This is a genomic window from Bacteroides caccae (assembly GCF_002222615.2).
In the GTDB taxonomy this organism is placed as follows: Bacteria; Bacteroidota; Bacteroidia; order Bacteroidales; family Bacteroidaceae; genus Bacteroides; species Bacteroides caccae.
Genome location: NZ_CP022412.2, coordinates 293222 through 313916 on the forward strand (window position 1 = coordinate 293222; position 20695 = coordinate 313916).

A 20695-nucleotide genomic window follows, 5' to 3' on the forward strand; every position below is an offset into this window, starting at 1 on the left:
AGACTGAGAACAAATAACCATTAACAATATTATAGATGGAATATTCTTTTTATGATTTTTTAAAGCTCATAGGTTCATTAGGGCTCTTCCTGTACGGAATGAAGATAATGAGTGAGGGCTTGCAAAAGGTCGCGGGTGACAGACTACGAAGTATCTTGACGGCAATGACTACCAACAGGGTAACGGGAGTTTTAACAGGTGTGTTAATCACAGCCCTTATCCAATCTTCTTCAGCAACGACGGTAATGGTCGTGAGTTTCGTGAATGCCGGGTTACTCACTCTCGCTGAATCTATCAGTGTCATCATGGGTGCCAATATCGGTACTACGGTCACTGCCTGGATTATCTCAATTTTCGGATTTAAGGTTGATATGGCCGCATTTGCCCTTCCTCTTCTGGCCATTGCCCTTCCGCTCATCTTCTCCGGCAAAAGCAACCGTAAGTCTGTCGGTGAATTCATTTTCGGTTTTTCTTTCCTCTTCATGGGACTTTCTTACCTGAAAGCGAATGCTCCCGACCTGAATGCCAACCCGGAAATGCTTGCCTTTGTACAGAACTACACGGACATGGGATTCTTCTCTATCCTCCTGTTCTTATTCATCGGTACGATACTGACTATGATTGTGCAGGCTTCAGCCGCGACAATGGCAATCACACTGATTATGTGTGCCAACGGCTGGATCAGCCTGGAGCTGGGAGCAGCCCTGGTACTGGGAGAAAATATCGGAACTACGATCACCGCCAATCTTGCCGCATTAACAGCCAACACACAGGCTAAACGGGCAGCATTGGCGCATTTTGTTTTTAATGTGTTCGGTGTTATCTGGGTATTGATTATCTTCCACCCGTTCATGCAGTTGGTTAACTGGGTAGTAGATACTTTCTTCCAGACAAGTAATCCGGAAGTTGCTATCTCTTACAAACTGTCCGCCTTCCACTCTATTTTCAATATCTGCAACGTATGTATCCTGATATGGGGTGTGAAGTTAATTGAACGTACCGTATGCGCTTTAATCCACCCGAAGGAAGAAGACGAAGAACCAAGACTGCGGTTCATTACAGGCGGTATGCTTTCTACGGCAGAACTTTCCATCCTTCAGGCACGTAAGGAAATTCATTTATTCGCTGAACGTACCCACCGTATGTTCGGCATGGTGCAAGATTTGCTGCATACGGAAAAGGATGATGATTTCAATAAGTTGTTCAGCCGGATAGAGAAATACGAGAATATCAGCGACAACATGGAACTGGAGATAGCCAACTACCTGAATCAAGTATCAGAGGGTCGTTTGAGTTCTGAAAGTAAGTTACAGATACGCGCCATGTTGCGTGAAGTGACGGAAATTGAAAGTATCGGGGACAGTTGTTACAACTTGGCACGTACGATTAACCGGAAACGCCAGACAAATCAAGACTTCACCGAAAAGCAATATGAGCATATCCATTTTATGATGAAGCTGACGAACGACGCTCTTGCACAAATGATTGTGGTAGTAGAGAAACCGGAACATCAGAGTATTGATATCAACAAGTCTTTCAATATCGAAAACGAAATCAATAATTACCGCAACCAATTGAAGAATCAGAACATCTTGGATGTAAACAACAAGGAATATGATTATCAAATGGGAGTTTACTATATGGATATTATCGCCGAATGTGAGAAACTGGGTGATTATATAGTAAATGTGGTAGAAGCCAGCAGTGATGTAAAAGAAAAGAAAGCTTCCTAAATAGGAGAAATAAAGAATAGAAAAAGGAGAAGCAGTTATGTACTAATGCATCTGCTTCTCCTTTTTCTTTATCAATTATTTTGTATTTACTCACTATTTATTATAGACATAGGATTCTGCCAGTCGCCAGAATAAAGTAGATTCCGGGACGGTAGTTGTCCGAAGTACCTTTTGCGAACTGCCTTCCGAGGGATTGATATTAGCAAAAATATTCCACCCTTTATTAAAGGAACACTCGCTATAATAATAAGATTTATCACTGCCGGTCAATATGAAGGGGCGGTCGGCATACTGATAACTCACCAATGTTGCTTTTTCCGCAGACGATCCATTGCCGGACCAATTGGAAAGTGCTATTCGTCCTACCCTCGTATCGCCATTAAAAACAAAAAAGTCTCCCAATGTTGCTACAAGCGCATCACCGTCATTTGAGGTTCCAGTCCAATAACCAGCCATATCACCATTCCGCCGATCTACTTTCTGAAGTCTTTCCGAAGGGAAAGTAGCAGGAAGTGTCATTACAATTTGCCCGTTTTCATAAGGGAATATAAGAGTTTCAATCACTTGCCAGTCCAAGCCGGTCACTTTTACCTCCACCCGGTCGAATGTAAAATTTTTCGGCATATTCTGTATGTCTTTGACTATTATCGTACTATAATCAGGAACATCAGGAGCAGGTAGTTCTTCTTCATTCTCATTATCACTACAACCAGCTATTAAAAGCCCGAACATCAACAAAAAAGAGATAACAGGATATAAGAGGAAGTTAGAACTGGTAGTTGCCTTGTTATGCATAATTCTATATTTTTGCATCAAAGATACTACATTTATAATCAGCATTATATTTTTATTCAAAAAAATAAAAATAGCCGGATACGATTTGTATCCGGCCATTTCCTCTTAATAAATTCTCTCCCTTTGTTTTATCCTTCGTACGGCTCGAAATCTTCTTTCCCGACTCCGCATAGAGGACAAGTCCAATCATCTGGAATGTCTTCAAAAGCAGTTCCTGGTTCAATTCCGCTTTCCGGATCTCCTTGTTCGGGGTCGTAAATATATTCACAGACCGTGCAAATGTACTTCTTCATAACGTTCGTATTTTTAATTGGTTTTCTAATTAATATAACACAAATAACAAGATATTTGTTCAACACTTTTTTATAATGAAAGAAAAAAACTATCTTTGTAACCGTATTCAACAAGCTGAACCAACAATATTATGTCATGTTAATAGCACTTTTATCTACCCTCATAATTTTATGTGCAATCCTGCTAATCAGTTTTTTGTGGGAGCGCAGGAAATGCCTTCGAATGCAGAAACGGTTATTTCGGGAATCCAGAAAACTAGAACATACCAACCATGTTGCCAGTGCTATCTTGAAAAATGTACACGCCTTCATCCTGTTAATAAACAACGACTTCAAAGTGCTGAAAACGAATTACTACCAACAGACCGGAACACGAAAAGGACCGGAAGAAAAAAGAGTAGGTGATTTGTTGCAGTGCTGTAATGCATTATCGGCAGAGGGAGGTTGCGGTACACATGTTTATTGTGGCTCCTGTCCTATACGCCAGGCTATCCGTCAGGCTTTCGAACAAAGAAGAGGATTCACTAATCTGGAAGCCACTTTGAATATGGTTACTTCCGAAAATCAAACGGTAGCCTGTGAAGCCGTTATTTCCGGCTCTTATTTCCTCCTCAATGAAGAAGAAAATATGGTGCTTACCGTACATGATATTACCCATTTGAAACAAGTAGAAAGGGAATTAAAAGTGGCAAAAGAGAAAGCGGAAAATGCAGATATAGCAAAATCAGCCTTCCTGGCCAACATGAGCCATGAGATTCGTACTCCGCTGAATGCTATCACCGGGTTTGCAGAAGTAATGGGCAGCGCAAACACAGAAGAAGAAAAAACACAATACCAAGAAATTATCAAAATGAATGCCGATCTTCTGATGCAATTAGTAAATGATATTCTTGATATGTCAAAAATAGAAGCGGGCACTTTAGAATTTGTGTATTCAACGGTAGATATTAATTTGTTGCTATCCGATTTACAAAGACTTTTCCAAATGAGGATTAATGATGCCGGAGGAAAAGTACAGATAATAGCAGAGCCTTCACTTTCTTCCTGCCTTATACAGACCGACCGCAATCGGGTGGCACAGGTCATTTCCAATTTCGTGGGCAACGCTATTAAATTTACCCGGGAAGGAAATATCCGTATCGGTTATGAAGCTAAAGATACTGAACTATATTTCTACGTGAAAGACACGGGTACGGGCATACCGGCAGAAAAACTGTCGAATGTATTCGGGCGTTTTGTGAAACTGAATAAAGACCAAAAAGGTGCAGGACTGGGACTTTCGATTTCACAAACGATTGTAGGCAAATTGAGCGGCCAGATCGGAGCGGATTCCATTGAAGGAGAAGGTTCTACCTTCTGGTTTACCCTCCCTTATCTTTCATGCGGCAAACCTCAGTAAGAAATTCTACTTCATAAAAAGTTTTAATTAAACATTTTATCACAATTATATGTTGTATTTTTGCAGTCCAAACTAAACGCATGTATCTGCATGAGTACAAATAAAGATGATTACAATCATTTAGGCCTTACGGACAGTGAGGTCCTACAAAGCAGGGAAAAGAATGGTATAAACCTGTTAACACCCCCCAAGCGTCCTTCTTTATGGAAACTTTATCTTGAGAAATTTGAGGACCCGGTCGTACGCGTACTGCTAGTTGCAGCCGTCTTTTCGTTGATTATTTCCATTATCGAAAATGAGTACGCCGAAACGATCGGTATCATAGCCGCTATCTTGCTGGCTACGGGTATCGGTTTCTTTTTTGAATATGATGCCAACAAAAAATTCGACTTACTGAATGCCGTTAATGAGGAAACACTAGTTAAAGTGATTCGTAACGGCCGCGTACAGGAAGTTCCGCGCAAAGATATAGTTGTAGGCGACATCGTGATTTTGGAAACCGGAGAAGAAATCCCGGCTGACGGAGAATTGGTGGAAGCTATCTCTTTGCAAGTAAACGAATCCAACCTGACCGGAGAACCTGTTATCAATAAGACGATTATAGAAGCAGATTTTGACGAAGAAGCGACTTACGCCTCTAATTTGGTGATGCGTGGCACTACGGTAGTCGACGGTCATGGCACAATGCGCGTTCTGCACGTAGGAGATGCAACGGAAATAGGAAAAGTGGCCCGCCAAAGTACGGAAGAAAACCTTGAACCGACTCCACTAAATATACAGTTGACCAAATTAGCCAATCTAATCGGAAAAATTGGTTTTACTGTTGCCGGCCTGGCTTTCCTTATCTTCTTCGTAAAAGATGTATTGCTATATTTTGATTTCGGTGCATTAAACGGCTGGCACGAATGGCTTCCGGTATTTGAACGGACACTTAAATACTTTATGATGGCTGTTACGCTGATTGTTGTTGCTGTTCCCGAAGGATTACCGATGAGTGTAACTCTTAGTCTGGCCCTAAATATGCGCCGTATGCTTTCTACCAACAACCTGGTTCGGAAAATGCACGCTTGCGAGACAATGGGTGCTATCACTGTCATCTGTACGGATAAAACCGGTACGCTGACGCAAAATCTGATGCAAGTACACGAACCAAACTTCTATGGAATCAAAAACGGCAGTAACCTGTCCGATGATGATATCAGTGCATTGATTGCAGAGGGAATCAGCGCTAATTCGACCGCCTTCCTTGAGGAAACAGAAACCGGGGAAAAGCCGAAAGGAGTAGGAAATCCGACGGAAGTGGCCTTACTATTATGGCTCAATAGTCAGGGAAGAAATTACCTGAAACTCCGTGAGAACGCCCGTGTTCTCGACCAGCTCACCTTCTCTACGGAGCGCAAGTTCATGGCTACGCTTGTAGAATCACCATTAATCGGAAAGAAAATACTCTATATAAAAGGTGCTCCCGAAATTGTTCTGGGCAAATGTAAAGAAGTTGTCTTGGACGGAAGACGGGTGGATGCCGTGGAATACCGTTCAACAGTAGAAGCACAACTACTGAATTACCAGAATATGGCGATGCGCACACTGGGCTTCGCCTTCAAAATCGTAGAGGAGAATGAACCGAATGATTGTGTGGAACTTGTTTCGGCAAACGACTTGAACTTCTTGGGAGTGGTTGCTATCTCTGACCCGATTCGTCCGGATGTTCCTGCCGCCGTAGCCAAATGTCAGTCGGCAGGTATCGGTATCAAGATTGTGACCGGCGACACTCCGGGGACTGCAACCGAGATTGCTCGTCAGATAGGTCTTTGGAAGCCGGAAACCGACACCGACCGGAATCGTATCACTGGTGTTGCTTTTGCTGAATTGAGTGACGAAGAAGCACTTGACAGGGTAATGGATTTGAAAATTATGTCGCGTGCCCGTCCTACAGACAAACAACGCCTTGTGCAGTTGCTCCAGCAAAAAGGAGCGGTAGTAGCCGTAACCGGAGACGGAACAAATGATGCGCCTGCTCTGAACCATGCACAAGTCGGCTTATCAATGGGTACAGGAACTTCTGTAGCCAAAGAGGCCAGTGATATTACATTGCTTGATGATTCGTTCAACAGTATCGGAACCGCCGTCATGTGGGGACGTTCGCTTTATAAGAATATCCAGCGTTTCATCGTTTTCCAGTTAACGATCAACTTCGTTGCATTACTTATCGTTCTATTGGGTTCCGTTATCGGCACGGAACTTCCGTTGACTGTGACGCAGATGTTGTGGGTAAACTTGATTATGGATACTTTCGCAGCGCTGGCCCTGGCTTCTATTCCGCCCAGCGAAACTGTTATGCTCGAAAAGCCTCGTCGCAGTACTGATTTCATTATCAGCAAAGCAATGAGGTCTAACATATTAGGGGTAGGTTCTATCTTCCTCATCGTACTGCTCGGAATGATTTATTATTTCGACCACAGTGCAAAAGGTATGGATGTACACAACCTCACTATTTTCTTCACCTTCTTTGTCATGTTACAATTCTGGAACCTGTTTAATGCACGTGTGTTCGGCACTACCGACTCGGCATTCAAAGGACTTTCCAAATCGTATGGCATGGAATTAATTGTGCTTGCCATTCTTGTCGGACAATTCCTTATTGTACAGTTCGGTGGTGCTGTATTCCGCACGGAACCACTCGACTGGCAGACATGGCTTCTAATTATAGGCGTTTCGTCCATGGTGTTATGGGTTGGAGAACTTGTTCGCCTTGTTCAGCGTATTATTCACAAAAGAAAAAGAAATGAAAAGTAAAGGAATTAAAAACCTTCTTATTGATTTAGGCGGTGTACTTATCAATCTCGACCGTCAACGTTGTATCGAGAACTTCCAGAAATTAGGGCTCCGTAACGTGGAGGAACTATTGGACATCTCAAATCAGGACGGAATCCTGATGCAGCAGGAGAAAGGCTTGATTACTCCCGCAGAATTTCGTAATGGCGTTCGCGAAATGATAGGTAAAGTAGTTAGTGACAAACAAATTGATGCCGCCTGGAATAGTTTTCTGGTAGATATACCAACACACAAACTTGATTTATTGCTGAAGTTACGCGAAAAATATGTAGTCTATTTGTTGAGTAATACAAACGAGATTCATTGGAAATGGACTTGTAAGAATCTATTCCCCTACCGTACTTTCAAAGTAGAGGACTATTTTGAAAAAACATATCTCTCTTTTGAAATGAAAATGGCCAAACCCGAACCGGAAATTTTTAAAGCAATATTGGATGATGCCGGCATCGAACCGGAGGAGACTCTTTTTATTGATGATTCCGAAATCAACTGCAAAGCGGCACAGAACTTAGGAATCTCTACTTATACGGCAAAAGCCGGCGAAGACTGGAGTCATCTTTTCAACAGTAAATAATTTAATAGATATGCAGATTATACGTGACATATCGGCTATAAAACCAGAACCCTGTGTAGCTACCATAGGCTTCTTTGACGGAGTGCATGCAGGACATCGCTATCTGATTCAACAAGTGAAAGAGATAGCCGCAGCCAAAGGTCTACGTTCTGCATTGGTCACTTTCCCTGTTCATCCCCGTAAGGTAATGAATGCAGCCTATCGGCCGGAACTCCTGACTACTCCGAAAGAGAAAATTAGTCTGCTTGCTGACATTGGTGTAGACTATTGCCTGATGCTCGATTTCACCCCGGACATTTCGCAGTTAACCGCCCGCGAATTTATGAACCGACTGCTAAAAGAGCGTTATCAGGTGAAATGTCTGGTTATCGGTTATGACCACCGTTTCGGACATAATCGCAGCGAAGGATTCGAGGACTATGTATGCTACGGGAAAGAAATTGGTATAGAGGTAATTCGTGCACAGGCATATACCAGTGACATAGAAATAGGAACTACCCGAAACATTCCGGTAAGTTCGTCTTTGATTCGTAAACTGTTACATGAAGGAGAAGTGGAAATCGCAGCCCGTTGCCTGAAATATGAATATTTTTTGGACGGGACTGTTGTAGGCGGTTACCAAGTAGGCAGAAAGATCGGCTTTCCGACTGCCAATTTAAGCGTAGATGATCCGGATAAACTTATTCCTGCCGATGGCGTATATGCCGTATGGGTAACGTTTGACGGGAAAACATACATGGGAATGCTAAATATAGGTGTCCGCCCGACGATTGACAATGGTCCGAATCGAACAATTGAAGTGAATATCCTTCACTTCCACTCGAATATATATGATAAATTCATCCGGCTTACTTTTGTAAAACGGACACGCCCCGAACTGAAGTTCTCCAGCATTGACGAGCTAATAGTCCAACTCCACAAAGATGCAGAAGAAACCGAAGCGATTCTTCTTGCCAGCAAAGCAAGAAGTAACCAACAGGAAGAACTAAGAAAATAATACATCAACCGAATAACAACTTAAAATAGATTCTTATGCAAAAGTCATTTATGAGTATTTCTCTGGTGGTAATAGCAATTTCTATGTTAGCTATGTTTATATGCAGCTTCTTCGCTACTAAATAAAAAAGTAAAATATGAAGACGGCTATCAAACTTGTATTAATAGACCTTGTCATTGCGCAAATTGTTGCCCCTGTCCTGATTATGATTCCTTGTACTATCTATTTGTTAGTAACCACAGGAAATTTGGATAAGGCTGTTCTGACGCAAACAATTATAATTCCGGCGCAATTGGCCGGTCAGATAATGATGGGTATCTATCTGTGGAAGGCCGGCTACATCAGCACAAAGAAAGAGACCTGGTCACTTGTGTCCGCTCCTTATCTTTTAGGTAGTGCAGTGGCAATCCTTACCAGTGGATTTGTTGTTTCTTCATTAATGAGTTTGCTGGATTGGATACCTAATATCATGGAGCAATCTTTCGATATCCTCCAATCCGGCTGGGGAGGGATTCTTGCAATAGCAATCGTAGGCCCTGTACTTGAAGAATTATTGTTCCGGGGAGCAATCACCAAAGCTTTGCTCCAACAATATAATCCGACCAAAGCAATTCTTATTTCGGCACTTCTATTCGGTGTCTTTCATATAAATCCCGCACAGATACTTCCGGCATTTCTGATCGGTATCCTGTTGGCATGGACTTATTATAAAACGGGTAGTCTGATACCTTGTATATTCATGCATATATTAAATAACTCCTTATCAGTATATCTCAGTATCAAATATCCCGAAGCGGAGAATATGGATGACCTGATTAGCGGTACACCGTATCTTATTATTCTTATCGGTGCAATTGTCATACTGGCAGGAGTCATTCCATATATGCAACGCATGACCTCTAATAAGTAGAGGTCATATCTTCAGGAACACAAATATAAAAGTCTGCTCTTCCTTTATTTTCTTCATCTAATTGGTCTATACTTTCCTGACGGACTGAACAGACAGTTTTAATCGTTGTCCCCGGACGATATTGAAGCAGATAAGGAATTATTCCTCCTTTAAAATCAGAATGGTAGTTCCCGTTAAAATGCAGGAATTTATCCTTTATATTATGAGCTATAAACCAGCCCATTGTTGCATCTTTGATAGCTTGCGCCTGTGCCAAATATTCCTGATTGCCTTTACTCTTACCCATCATCTGCATTAATGCAAAAGCACCACCTTCTTCTTCCTTGTAGGTAAACTGAATAGGAAGAGGCGGCAAGTATCGCTTTGCTTCATTAGATAATGAATCCAAATACTGTAAGCCATTATCTTTTACAACATTAGCATAGCGTCGTGGTACGTTAGTTGCAATAAATGGAATTTTATTCTCTTTTGCGAAAAAGACAAATGGAGCATAATCCGTACTATAATTATCCCACAACCGGGCTTCTGCCTCAAATCTGTCATAAGAAATCGCGCGACTCATGTATTCATCCAAAATCAGCTGATTATCCGCCTCAAGCATTTCAGCTCCCAACATCAGTTTTTCCTTATGAATAGCATATAGCGAACGGGTTATTTCATATTCCAGCCAATGAGTAATACAACAATTATGAATCTCGCCTATAAACACGACATCCGGTTGTGCCAACGCTTCAATAAGCTCATCATAGCCTATCTCCTTGCCTTCGGCATTAAACAATGTATATGCTCTCTTGTATCCTTTCTGAGCAAAGGCCGCTACTCCTATAGAACACAAAAGCAATAACCCACAAAATCTTGAGAAAAATAAATTATTCATATTTTTGATGTTTTCCAATATATAACAATACAAATTTATCGGGATTCGTAAAATGCTTAAATGCTTTCTGAATATCCACAGTGGATATGCTATTGAGACATTGTTCATATCGCTCAAAATCAGCGACAGACTCACCATTCTTCAGCAAATTCACAAGATTAGTACGCCATTCGGCAGAAGCCTCATCCGAAAGCACTTTTCGTTTTGTAACCCAAAAAGACTTTTTCAAAGTTTCCAATTCCTCTTCGCTCACTTTACTTGTACGAAGCTCATTTATAATCTGCTTTATAAGCTCCTCCACCTTCTTCGTATTTACGAAATCAACAGAGGCCGACAAATCAAAATAAAAGACTTGTTGTGGCAGCCCATTATAAAATAAAGAAGCGTATGGAGAATAGACTATATTCTCTCCTTCACGCAAAACACTTAACAAGCGGTTTTGCAAGATATCACGCATCAATTTCAGTGTAAGGCTATTTTTCAAGGAAGGCTGATAATTTCCACAGAAAACATAATCAAAGATAGTCTGCGTATCATTATCATTCGGAAATTCTTCTATGTAAGTTTTCTTAGGGAGCTTAAACGCTTTGTTGGGATAAGACACTGTATTTACTTTCGGCATACGTCCGAACGTCGCAGTTAACAATTCTTTGATGCTATCCGTATCAAACTTTCCTGTTACTACGAATGTCATTTGCGACGGATTGCTGTATAATGAACAATAATAATCTGCAATCTTATCCAGATCCAATCTTTCCAGATCCATTTTTGTTAGAGCCGGACGAGGTACCGTATTTCCCATTAGAGAATCCAGGCGGTTTGTCAACATACGATCAGAAGCACGTTTCATCATTTGTTCCAATACACTTTCCTTCCCGAAACGCTCCATTTCATCTTTACGAATCTCATCAAAATCCTCATAGCAAAGCTCCGGACGACACATCTTCTCGTACATCAAATTAAAGAGTTCTCGTGCTTTGGCAGCAGGAGACATTCCCATAATATCATGCCAATAATTACTGATAGCAATATTCATAGATATTTCTTCCTGTTGCATAAAAGAAGATAGAGTATCATAAGGAATACAAGCTACCCCTCCCATTTCCATATAACCTCCTGTCCCTTCATATAAAGGATAATCTTTATCTGATAAATCTGCTGTCCCTCCTCTTCCAAAAGCTGTCACAAAAATGGATTGACTTTCATCATTTGTCGGACGGAGAAGAATACGTAAGTCATTTTTCAGAATTACTTCTGTTATGTTAAGGTCTGCGTATTTCTTCTCACTAACTATATCTGAGGCCTTAAAAGGATAACTCTCAACCAGGCAAGCAGGTGTCACTACTCTTTCTTCTTTCACATCTTTACGTACATACGTAAAATCTTTCAACGGGTTCTTAATACCTTCATCCCATGCCTGAACAACTTCTTCTTTTTTAAGAGAATTTTGTTTACCTGCATTATTACGATAAGCCACCAATAAGGTTTGATCTTTGTATGAAAGCCACTCACGCAAAAGTTGTTGCAAAGTAGCGCTATCAGTCGCCCGTATCTTGTCCGCCAACTGTTTCATTTCACTATCTGACTGAATATAACGGTCGTCGGATATCACATAATCAACAAAATCATCACACCATTTAGAAGATAATTGAGTTGAGTTATCTACTTTCAAACGCCTCAGATGCTCATTAATAGCATCCTCCACTTCTTCCTGCTTAAAGCCGTTTTTCTGAATAGACTCCATTTCATTAGACAGTTCGGATACTTGTTGCAAGAGATTTGCCTTATCTACCCCGGAAAAAGCAAAAACAAAATGATTCTTATCAGAAAGAAACCATGCATCAGAAACATTGCACCGGATATTCTGGTATTTCAACCGGTTACTGATAGCACGTATCAATAAAGATCCGAGTTCCTTCTGATAAATACTGCCGATTGTATTACCAATCACACAAGGATGAGGAATCATCAGCTCCAACTCTGAACTACGCTCCAGATCATCCCCAATTTCATATAACTCAACTCCCGGGTCATAAGTCAATGGATAAGTACGATAGCCTTTGACTTCTTTACGAGGAATAGATGAAAACATTTCCTTGATTTGTTTTTCAATAGATTCCGGATCTACATTACCAACCACAACTACGGTAGCCATCTGCGGAGAATACCATTTTTTATAGAATTCAATCAACGTCTTACGGTCAATACTACGAATATCCTCGGAACTTCCCAACGGCATACGCTCCGTGAAATGGTTCTTTCCGATTTTTAATGCATAAAAATCATCCCCCAAGTCATATCCGCGCAATTCTTCCAAAATAACGCCCCGTTCCTTCTTCGTCCGCTCTTCTTCGAAAGTGATTCCGCTCAGCCAATCTTTCAAAATCAATAAAGTTTTGCTACTAACTTTATGGTCAGTTTTATCCATAGGCACTGTCAACATAAAGATCGTACGATCATATCCGGTTACCGCATTTATATCACGTCCAAACTTCATGCCCAAAGTTTCCAGATAGTCTACCATTCCCCTGCCAGGAAAATGTTTACTACCGGCAAACGACATATGCTCCAGAAAATGGGCGGCTCCTTTTTGCTCTTCCGACTCTTGAACAGAACCGATACGCATCACTAACCGGAATTCTGTTGTGTGAATCGGCGCCTCGTTAGGAAGGATTAAATAATGTAACCCATTAGCCAAGGTCCCTTCAACTGTATTAGGAGGTAAATTTACTTTTTTCTCCAAATGAGAAGCTTTCTGTTGTGCAAGCATATTCACGGGAAGTCCTCCTAATAGAACTGCCAAGAATAGAAAAACTTTAAACTTTGTCTGCTTAAACATGAATGGTCGTTTTATATATTATATTTATTCATTTAATGTATAAGTCACGCGAATCTGAGTATACCCTAACGAATTAACATGATCCCAAGGGAATTGAAAACTAAAGGTTTTCTCATTAAACATTCCTTTCGGTTCAATCCAGTCTGAAGGTTCATTCTCCCAATTGTCTTCATCAATAGACGAATACACTAAACAAACTGGATTTAAAGTTATTCCTTCCTCTATCAAATCACTAACACTCGCTTCCACCATATTATCTCCCTCCTGAACTAAAATCGTACCACCTTCGTCAGCCATTTTCTTCCAACGCTCCCAAGCGGTAAAAGAATATTCAAAAGGCAATGATTCTATTTCTTCATCCCAAAGATTTAAAGTCGGGCCTACGAATGAAAAAGTACCTTCATCCGGCAATAATTCCAAATTATCAAGAACTACACTAAATACTTCCTTACTCATGTCATAGCCAATCGCCTCCATCATAGAGACATATTTACTTCCTTCAAAAATCCAAAATTCATTCTCCACCGTTTCTTTTCTGTATATTTCCCACAAAAATGAAGTTATTCCCATTGGATTATCAATCATCTTAAGTATCGGACGATCTGCAGTAGCATTCTCACTCAATGTTATCATACTCTTTCCTTCAAAGGAGCGAGTCTCCGTATCACTAAATACTCCAACCTCATCTGCTGGGAAAGTCACCTCTACGCGACAGCTTACTTCACCCATAAAGCGATTAAGATTAAGCCTGTACTTCTCCATATAGCCATGAACAAACTCAATCTGTTGTTCGGTCAAGTCCGGCAAGGTTGGATTTGGCCTTACAGTCAGTTTCAATTCATTCCATGGTTGCATACGTTCGTCTGTATAATCCTTTACCTTTAAAGTTATCATCCTTTGGTTATTCAGCAAACTCTGACGATTGGAAAGTACCTTGAAACGCGCCGTCTTCTCTCCCGCCTTTATTTGTACTGCCCCATTTTCCAAGCGCAAAATATCATCTGCATTATCCAACAATTCGAAATTAATTACAGCATCATTTTCTACGGAAGTAGCCAGAAGTACATCAACAGTAATTGCACGTTCATCACTTTCCGAAAGTGCAGGATCATCGGAAGTACTCATTTGTATATAATTGCGTCCCTTATAAGTATAATCAATGTTGTTACTACAAGCTATAACAATCCAGGACAGACAAATCAAAAATATGAATAAAGAATAATATTTGTATTTCATAATCTTCTTTGTTTTTAAGATAGAAAAATTATCTATTCAGAGGCCACCCCTCATTTTGAGTCATATTCTCATTATATTTATATTCAGAACGAGGAATAGGAAAACACCAGCGATAATCGCTACTCTCAATTTTTACATCTTCACTGCTCCCCCATTTCGCTAACCGGGAAAGGCTTCCAGAATGTAAACGTTTCAAATCAAAATACAGTATACCTTCACCCGCAAATTCTTTCATTTTTTCCAGATGAATAGCCTGCAGCAGTGCATTACCTGTCAGTCCCTCATCAAGAGTCGTGGCTTGACAAGCTGCCAAATATTCATTCAATTTCCGAATTGCGACATCTTCTTTACCCACCATCCGACTATAAGCCTCGGTAGCTATGAAATAAGCTCCGGCATAACGCATTATATTTATATATTGTATACTTTCTGAATCCTTATTTACTTTATTATATTTACCTAGCAAATTCCTTTGTTCTCCTTCCATTTCAAAAGGATAAACATTGTATGTCTTCCGTATATCTTCCTCCCCATAAACAATCTGAGGATTCAAAGCGAAATAATCACCACTTGTTTCATTAAACTGAATGTCCGCATAATAACTCTTTGCTGTATAAAACGCAAAGATACGCCCCTTGCAAGAAGCAGTTTCCCACAAACGTTTATATCCCGCAACAGTAAACATATCATCTGTTGCCTGCTCTAATATTTTCTCTGCATAAATCGCAGCCTGTCCATATTGTCCTGCATATAATTCCAGTTCAGCAAGCAAATAATAAACCGCTGTTTGAGATAACCACCCATTTTTTTCCGGAGCATTCTCCGTATCGGCCGCCTCTGTCAACAATGTACGGATAGCAGATACACAATCTTCAATAGAAGAACGTTTTGGAAATTCAAGTCCCAAACGTTCTTTCAAAACAATGCCATCAGCTTGCGGATCTTTGTCATAAGCTGGTGCAAACAACCTTAGCAAATTGAAATAACAAAGAGCCTTCAATGCTTTGCACTCACTTATTATAGCTGCTTTTGCACTCTCCTCCGAAGCATTCTCCAATACGATATTATCCACCCGTTCAAGCAAAGTATTGCAAGAAGCAATTGTATTATAATATTCCAGCCAGATAGTCTCCGCAAAAGAAGTTATAGAGTTATCCTGCCACAAATAAAGATTCTTCTGACTCATATCCTTTCCTGTAATAGACGTTTGACAAAAGTCATCACCTAAGATAGAAAGTTCATATTCATAGTGCGGATATAGTAAATAAGCAGATGTCAGGAGCGAACGGGCCGTGGAAACATTAGTAATAGCATCAGGATCCGAATACTGGTCAGCAGGAGGAATATCAAGTGAACAAGACGATACTCCCGCTAAAATTCCTGATATGGCAGTAAATATATAGATGAATTTCTTTATCATAATCATTATTCTTTAAAAAGTCAGACTCATATTGAATGTATAAATAGGCTGCATACTACCCGCCAATGTACCACTTTCCGGATCCGATTCCTTATATGAGGTCCACGTAAACAAATTAGAACCCTGAAAAGCAAGCGTCGCATACTTTACAAACGGTAATGTCTTTCTTAAGAAATGAGGTGGCACTCGGTAACGAAGAGAAACCATAGAGAGCTTCAAATAATCACTCTTACCTACTGTCAACGAGTTCGGGTATTGGCTTAAATTGTCTTCTGCTACAGCAGATGTGTAAAAAGGAGTCGGATAAACTTTACCTTCATCTCCCGGTTTAAACCACATTTTATCTGTTTGTCCAGCAACAGCATTTTTATTTGAATCATCTTTATCACGCACATACGAATAGTTAAATTGGTGGATACCACCGTGTACATAATAGAAATCCATATCCAAATCGAATGATTTATAAGAAAGCGATAGTCCAAAACTTCCGCTATATGGAGGCGTAGAATGACCCAATGCTACCACATCTTCAGCAGTCAATGCTTCACTTGCTTGTTTTTCCTTATTACCTTTCACCAGAAAAACAGGATAACCAGTCAAAGGATTAATCCCCAGAGAAGAAGGTCCGTAAATCATATCATACGACTTACCCACCTCATAATCAGGAAGCAATGCTTCTTCAGAGGTATATATTCTATCAGCATAATAAAGATCAATAACTTTGTTACGGTTATAAGCTATATTCCCCCGCAAACTAAGCAACCAATCGTTTGTATCCAACACTTTCATATTCACTCCAAATTCGAAACCTCTATTCTCAAGTATTCCTATATTACGTTTCAATGTAGTATATCCAGTAGAAGACGGAATCGGAACATCCAACAACGCTTGTTCGGTACGACGGTTGTACCAACTCGCCTCTAAAGTGATACGATCAAACAGACCTATATTAATTCCTGCATCAATAGACTTAGTCTGTTCCGGTTTCAGATCTTTATTATAAAGCCCCATTAAGTCAAGTGGACGCTGGTCTTCATAACTGTTAGTAGAATAAGCAAAAGTGGCTACTGTTGAAGAGACAGAGACGCCATTCAAATTGGCAGTATATCCATAAGAAGCTTTTAGGTTCAGACGGGTTAAAACGGGGTTATCCGACAGAAATTCATAATAACTAGGAGTCCAACCAATCCCCACTGCCCAAGCACTGTTCCAGCGTTTGTCGGAAGGCAAAATAGAGGAAGCGTCAGTCTTATAAGTACCATAAAGGTCATAAATATTATCAAAAGTATACCCGACAACAGCACCAAATCCCAACTGGGCATTTTTATCTTTCAACGCCCCCACTTCAGCTTTACGCGTTCCTTGAATAGATTGATTGATAGCAGCCGCAGATTTTATAGTTCCAACCCCATAACCGGTAATAGAAACATTATCCAACTGCGTCAGGTAATAATCTATATTAGCACCTAACGTCAGATTATGTTTCCCTGCATATACATTATTATAAGTCACACGAACATTAGTAGAAACATTGGTTGTCGTATTCTTTGATTTTGAATAAATACCACGTTGAATCTCAGGAACTCCCGTTGTCATTTCCGAATATGCAGTAGAAGGAGTAAATTGTTCTGTCTCGTCCAGCAAAAAATCCAGGCCGGCCACTGCCGCCACATCCAGTCCAGGTAATGGGTTCAAAATCAAACTGCCACTAATACCGGCTGTCTTTGCCGCATCTTCCTGACTGTACTGATTCATCAAATCATTGTAGGTACGTCCCGGATAAGAAACTAATTCGCCACTATCTTTTGTTTCATAAGGATTCAGTTCATAAACCAGTTGAGTAGGGTCCGAGGTTGTACCATTCGGTGTATTTGTCTTAGCATATCCCCCATTTACACTTAGCAATGCATAACCGATATGTCCCAATTTCTGGTCCATATTCATGCGCAAACTCATACGCCGTTTATCATTACCCGGCAAACGCCCTCCCTGTTGAGTATAGTTAGCAGAAACATAATAGGTTGTCTCTTCACTTCCTCCACGAATACTGACATTATGTTTCTGATAAAGACTATTCCGGATAAGTTCATGGAACCAGTCGGTATTAATATTCTTCAATTCATCCAGTTTTTGTTGTCCTGCCGCTATCAGTTGTGGCAAATTCGGATCATCAGCATGATATTTATTATAATAATCTGCACTATATCGGTAACCGGGAGTTTCTACATTTTGCAAACGACGTTCCAGTTCCAGCTTTTCTACAGAATTCATCATAGAAATTCCCCGACGGCCACGAGTAGTTATACCCATATCCAAAGTATAGGTAACCATTGTTTGTCCGCTAATTCCACGCTGGGAAGTTATTTCCAGTACCCCATTAGCAGCTTTTATACCATATAAAGCACAAGCAGCCGCATCTTTAAGTACCTTGATTTCTTTAATATCTTGAGGGTTCAGATTATAAAAAGTTTCCGAGCTTATGACCTTTCCATCCATTACATACAGTGGCTCATTGGTTGTGTTTCCCCTTCGTAAAGAGGAATTTCCCCTGATGCGTATCTCAGGAGCAGAACCCAGTTCTCCTGTATTTGTTACAATCAGCCCCGGTACAGATCCCTGCAAAGCCAAGCCCATATCAATCATCGGCTTACTATTAATACGCCGCATATCGACTTCTTGCACTACACCGGAACGAGCACGAATATCTATCTCGTTAATATTGGCTTTAGCAGTCACAACAACCTCATCCATATTATTAGTGTCGTCCGCCAAAGTTACTTCCAGCTTAGTCTGACCTTTATAAGTGATAGTTTTACGCCGCATACCAATAAACGAAAATTCAATTGATACACCTTGCTCCCATTTACCTGCTAGCACAAACTCTCCTTTTTCATTGGAGACTGTCCCATAAGGAGTATTTTTTACTTTAATGTTTACACCAGCCAAAGGCAAGTTCTGAGAATCATATACGTGTCCGGTTATTCGGTTTTCCCTCACTTGAGCTTGTACTAACATATAGAAAACCATACAAAACCAGAACAGGATTACTCTTTTCACATAATTTTTCATAAGCTCGCGTTTTATTCACTTTTTTGCAAAAAAATAAATAAAAAAGCAAAGTATCAAACGAAACTTATTATATTATATATTTTTAAACATTGGTCAAATAGACAGATTCCTTACTTTTTTCTAAATAAAACAACAGAAAAACTAGCAAAAAACTTCCATAAACCTATGTACAAGCTTTCCTGAATAAAATCTATAATTTTATAAAATTTTCACAAGATCAACAAGCATATCATAAAAAAGGGAAGTTCTCACTTCCCCTCTTTTGCTTTGAATGCCAATGCATACATTCGTATTTGTTTGACCATGGACAACAACCCATTGCTACGTGTAGGTGACAGATGTTCTTTCAACCCTATCTTATCTATAAAATAAAGATCAGTATTCAAGATTTCATCAGGAGTGTGTCCTGAAAGGACTTTTATCAGCAAGGCAATAATTCCTTTTACAATCAAAGCATCACTTTCCGCCTTAAAAACAATCTTACCGTCTACCTCGTCCGCTTGAAGCCATACTCTGCTTTGACATCCTTCAATCAGATTCTGTTCCGTCTTATATTTTTCTTCAAGCGGTTCCTGCTCATTTCCCAAATCAATAAGTAGTTGATACCGATCCATCCAGTCATCGAAGTCACTGAACTCTGCAATCACTTCGTCTTGTAATTCATTAATTGACATATATATAATTGCTATTTACAAATTTCTAAATACTCTAAATAACAAGGAGATTATTTTTCATTGTAGATTACTTCCAATACAGTCTGCCCGACCGCCTTCAGTGTATTCCTGTCTATATGCTCCATATTATCATTGATAGTATGCCAGGTCGGGGTAAAACCACCTTCCGGATCGGAAGCAATAATATCGATCGTTTTAATACGTGCCAGGCGGTTGATAAACAAATGGTCATCCGTCACCCCTCCTCCGTCTTCATCAATGAACATTTTGCCATATCCCAATTTCTTGGCTGCTTTCCACACCTTTTTATTTATATCCGGCGCAAATCTCTCAGAATATGATTCTTTCAGGAAAACCGTATTTTCGCCACCTACCATATCAAGCAGGATACCAAAACGAGCATTATATCCCTGTACATGAGGGTTACGCGCCCAGTATTGTGCACCCAGACACCATGATTCTTCATTATTCTGGTCATGTGTACCATAATCTTCGGCATCAAGAAAAATAATGTCAATACCAAGTTCCGGCTGCCGTTGATTGACCAAACGGGCTATTTCCAACAGAGCTCCTACTCCGCTTGCACCATCATTCGCTCCCAGAATCGGAGTCTTGTGATTCTTTTCGTCAGGATCGTTATCGGCCCACGGACGTGTATCCCAGTGGGCAAATAAAGCGATTCTTTTTTTACTTTCCGGCTTATAAGAACCGATAATATTTCGCGCTTTCAACAAAGTACCGTTATAAGCAATCAGATCGGCATACTGATCGGTCACCTGCGCACCGAAATCTTTTAATTGCTTAGCCAGATAATTTCCACAAGCTACATGCCCCTTTGTATTAGGAACACGAGGACCAAAATCTACTTGATTCTTTACATACAGATAAGCACTATCTGCATCAAACTGTGGTACATTCACAACTATCTTTTCGTTTTGTTCACTTGTACTATTTGCCTTATTGCCACCTCCGCAGGAGAATGCTGATAATAACAAAAAGGCACTTACCAATACTATCATAATTTTCTTTTTCATCATCCTCTTT

At 40.3% G+C, this 20695-nt stretch carries 15 protein-coding genes; 6 read left to right on the top strand and 9 right to left on the bottom strand.

Features of this window, described 5'->3' with window-relative positions:
• The first annotated feature begins 35 nt into the window (after nt 1-35).
• On the top strand, nt 36-1733 hold the full coding sequence (locus tag CGC64_RS01260; protein WP_005675546.1) for a Na/Pi cotransporter family protein: 1698 nt from the start codon (nt 36-38) through the stop codon (nt 1731-1733).
• Between the two features lie 93 nt (nt 1734-1826).
• Here the strand turns inward: CGC64_RS01260 and CGC64_RS01265 are convergent, their stop codons facing one another.
• On the bottom strand, nt 1827-2546 hold the full coding sequence (locus CGC64_RS01265; protein WP_032838707.1) for a hypothetical protein: 720 nt from the start codon (nt 2544-2546) through the stop codon (nt 1827-1829).
• Between the two features lie 110 nt (nt 2547-2656).
• The gene (rd, locus tag CGC64_RS01270) at nt 2657-2821 is read right to left on the bottom strand and encodes a rubredoxin (RefSeq protein ID WP_004306971.1); all 165 of its coding nucleotides are present in this window, start codon (nt 2819-2821) and stop codon (nt 2657-2659) included.
• 223 nt (nt 2822-3044) lie between these two features.
• Here rd and CGC64_RS01275 point away from each other — a divergent pair, with 223 nt between their 5' ends.
• The 5 genes from CGC64_RS01275 to CGC64_RS01295 all read left to right on the top strand — a co-directional run bounded on the left by CGC64_RS01275 (nt 3045) and on the right by CGC64_RS01295 (nt 9536).
• The gene (locus CGC64_RS01275) at nt 3045-4220 is read left to right on the top strand and encodes a sensor histidine kinase (protein WP_005675540.1); all 1176 of its coding nucleotides are present in this window, start codon (nt 3045-3047) and stop codon (nt 4218-4220) included.
• A 90-nt stretch (nt 4221-4310) separates the two neighbouring features.
• Entirely contained in the window at nt 4311-7016 is a 2706-nt protein-coding gene (locus CGC64_RS01280) for a calcium-translocating P-type ATPase, PMCA-type (RefSeq protein WP_005675539.1), read from the top strand.
• Nucleotides 7006-7629, top strand: coding sequence for an HAD family hydrolase (locus CGC64_RS01285; protein WP_005675538.1), 624 nt, complete (start codon nt 7006-7008; stop codon nt 7627-7629). Before CGC64_RS01280 ends, CGC64_RS01285 begins: the two co-directional genes overlap by 11 nt.
• A gap of 10 nt (nt 7630-7639) precedes the next feature.
• Nucleotides 7640-8626: a bifunctional riboflavin kinase/FAD synthetase gene (locus CGC64_RS01290; protein ID WP_005675537.1), complete on the top strand. Its 987-nt coding sequence runs from the start codon at nt 7640-7642 to the stop codon at nt 8624-8626.
• 136 nt (nt 8627-8762) lie between these two features.
• The gene (locus tag CGC64_RS01295) at nt 8763-9536 is read left to right on the top strand and encodes a CPBP family intramembrane glutamic endopeptidase (protein WP_005675536.1); all 774 of its coding nucleotides are present in this window, start codon (nt 8763-8765) and stop codon (nt 9534-9536) included.
• Here the strand turns inward: CGC64_RS01295 and CGC64_RS01300 are convergent.
• The 7 genes from CGC64_RS01300 to CGC64_RS01330 all read right to left on the bottom strand — a co-directional run bounded on the left by CGC64_RS01300 (nt 9526) and on the right by CGC64_RS01330 (nt 20685).
• A complete protein-coding gene (locus CGC64_RS01300; RefSeq protein WP_005675535.1) occupies nt 9526-10413 on the bottom strand; it encodes a ChaN family lipoprotein in 888 nt (295 codons plus the stop codon). The genes CGC64_RS01295 and CGC64_RS01300 overlap by 11 nt on opposite strands.
• The gene (locus CGC64_RS01305) at nt 10406-13252 is read right to left on the bottom strand and encodes a M16 family metallopeptidase (protein WP_005675534.1); all 2847 of its coding nucleotides are present in this window, start codon (nt 13250-13252) and stop codon (nt 10406-10408) included. The genes CGC64_RS01300 and CGC64_RS01305 overlap by 8 nt, the downstream gene beginning before the upstream one ends.
• A 24-nt stretch (nt 13253-13276) precedes the next feature.
• Nucleotides 13277-14488, bottom strand: a complete 1212-nt coding sequence (locus tag CGC64_RS01310) for a DUF4929 family protein (RefSeq protein WP_005675533.1) — start codon at nt 14486-14488, stop codon at nt 13277-13279.
• A gap of 28 nt (nt 14489-14516) precedes the next feature.
• Entirely contained in the window at nt 14517-15908 is a 1392-nt protein-coding gene (locus tag CGC64_RS01315; RefSeq protein WP_082431431.1) for a RagB/SusD family nutrient uptake outer membrane protein, read from the bottom strand.
• Between the two features lie 12 nt (nt 15909-15920).
• On the bottom strand, nt 15921-18977 hold the full coding sequence (locus tag CGC64_RS01320; protein ID WP_005675529.1) for a SusC/RagA family TonB-linked outer membrane protein: 3057 nt from the start codon (nt 18975-18977) through the stop codon (nt 15921-15923).
• A gap of 248 nt (nt 18978-19225) precedes the next feature.
• On the bottom strand, nt 19226-19651 hold the full coding sequence (locus CGC64_RS01325) for a SufE family protein (RefSeq protein ID WP_005675528.1): 426 nt from the start codon (nt 19649-19651) through the stop codon (nt 19226-19228).
• A gap of 50 nt (nt 19652-19701) precedes the next feature.
• Complete coding sequence (locus CGC64_RS01330; protein WP_032838704.1) at nt 19702-20685, bottom strand: M20 family metallopeptidase; 984 nt, start codon at nt 20683-20685, stop codon at nt 19702-19704.
• Nucleotides 20686-20695 lie beyond the last annotated feature (10 nt).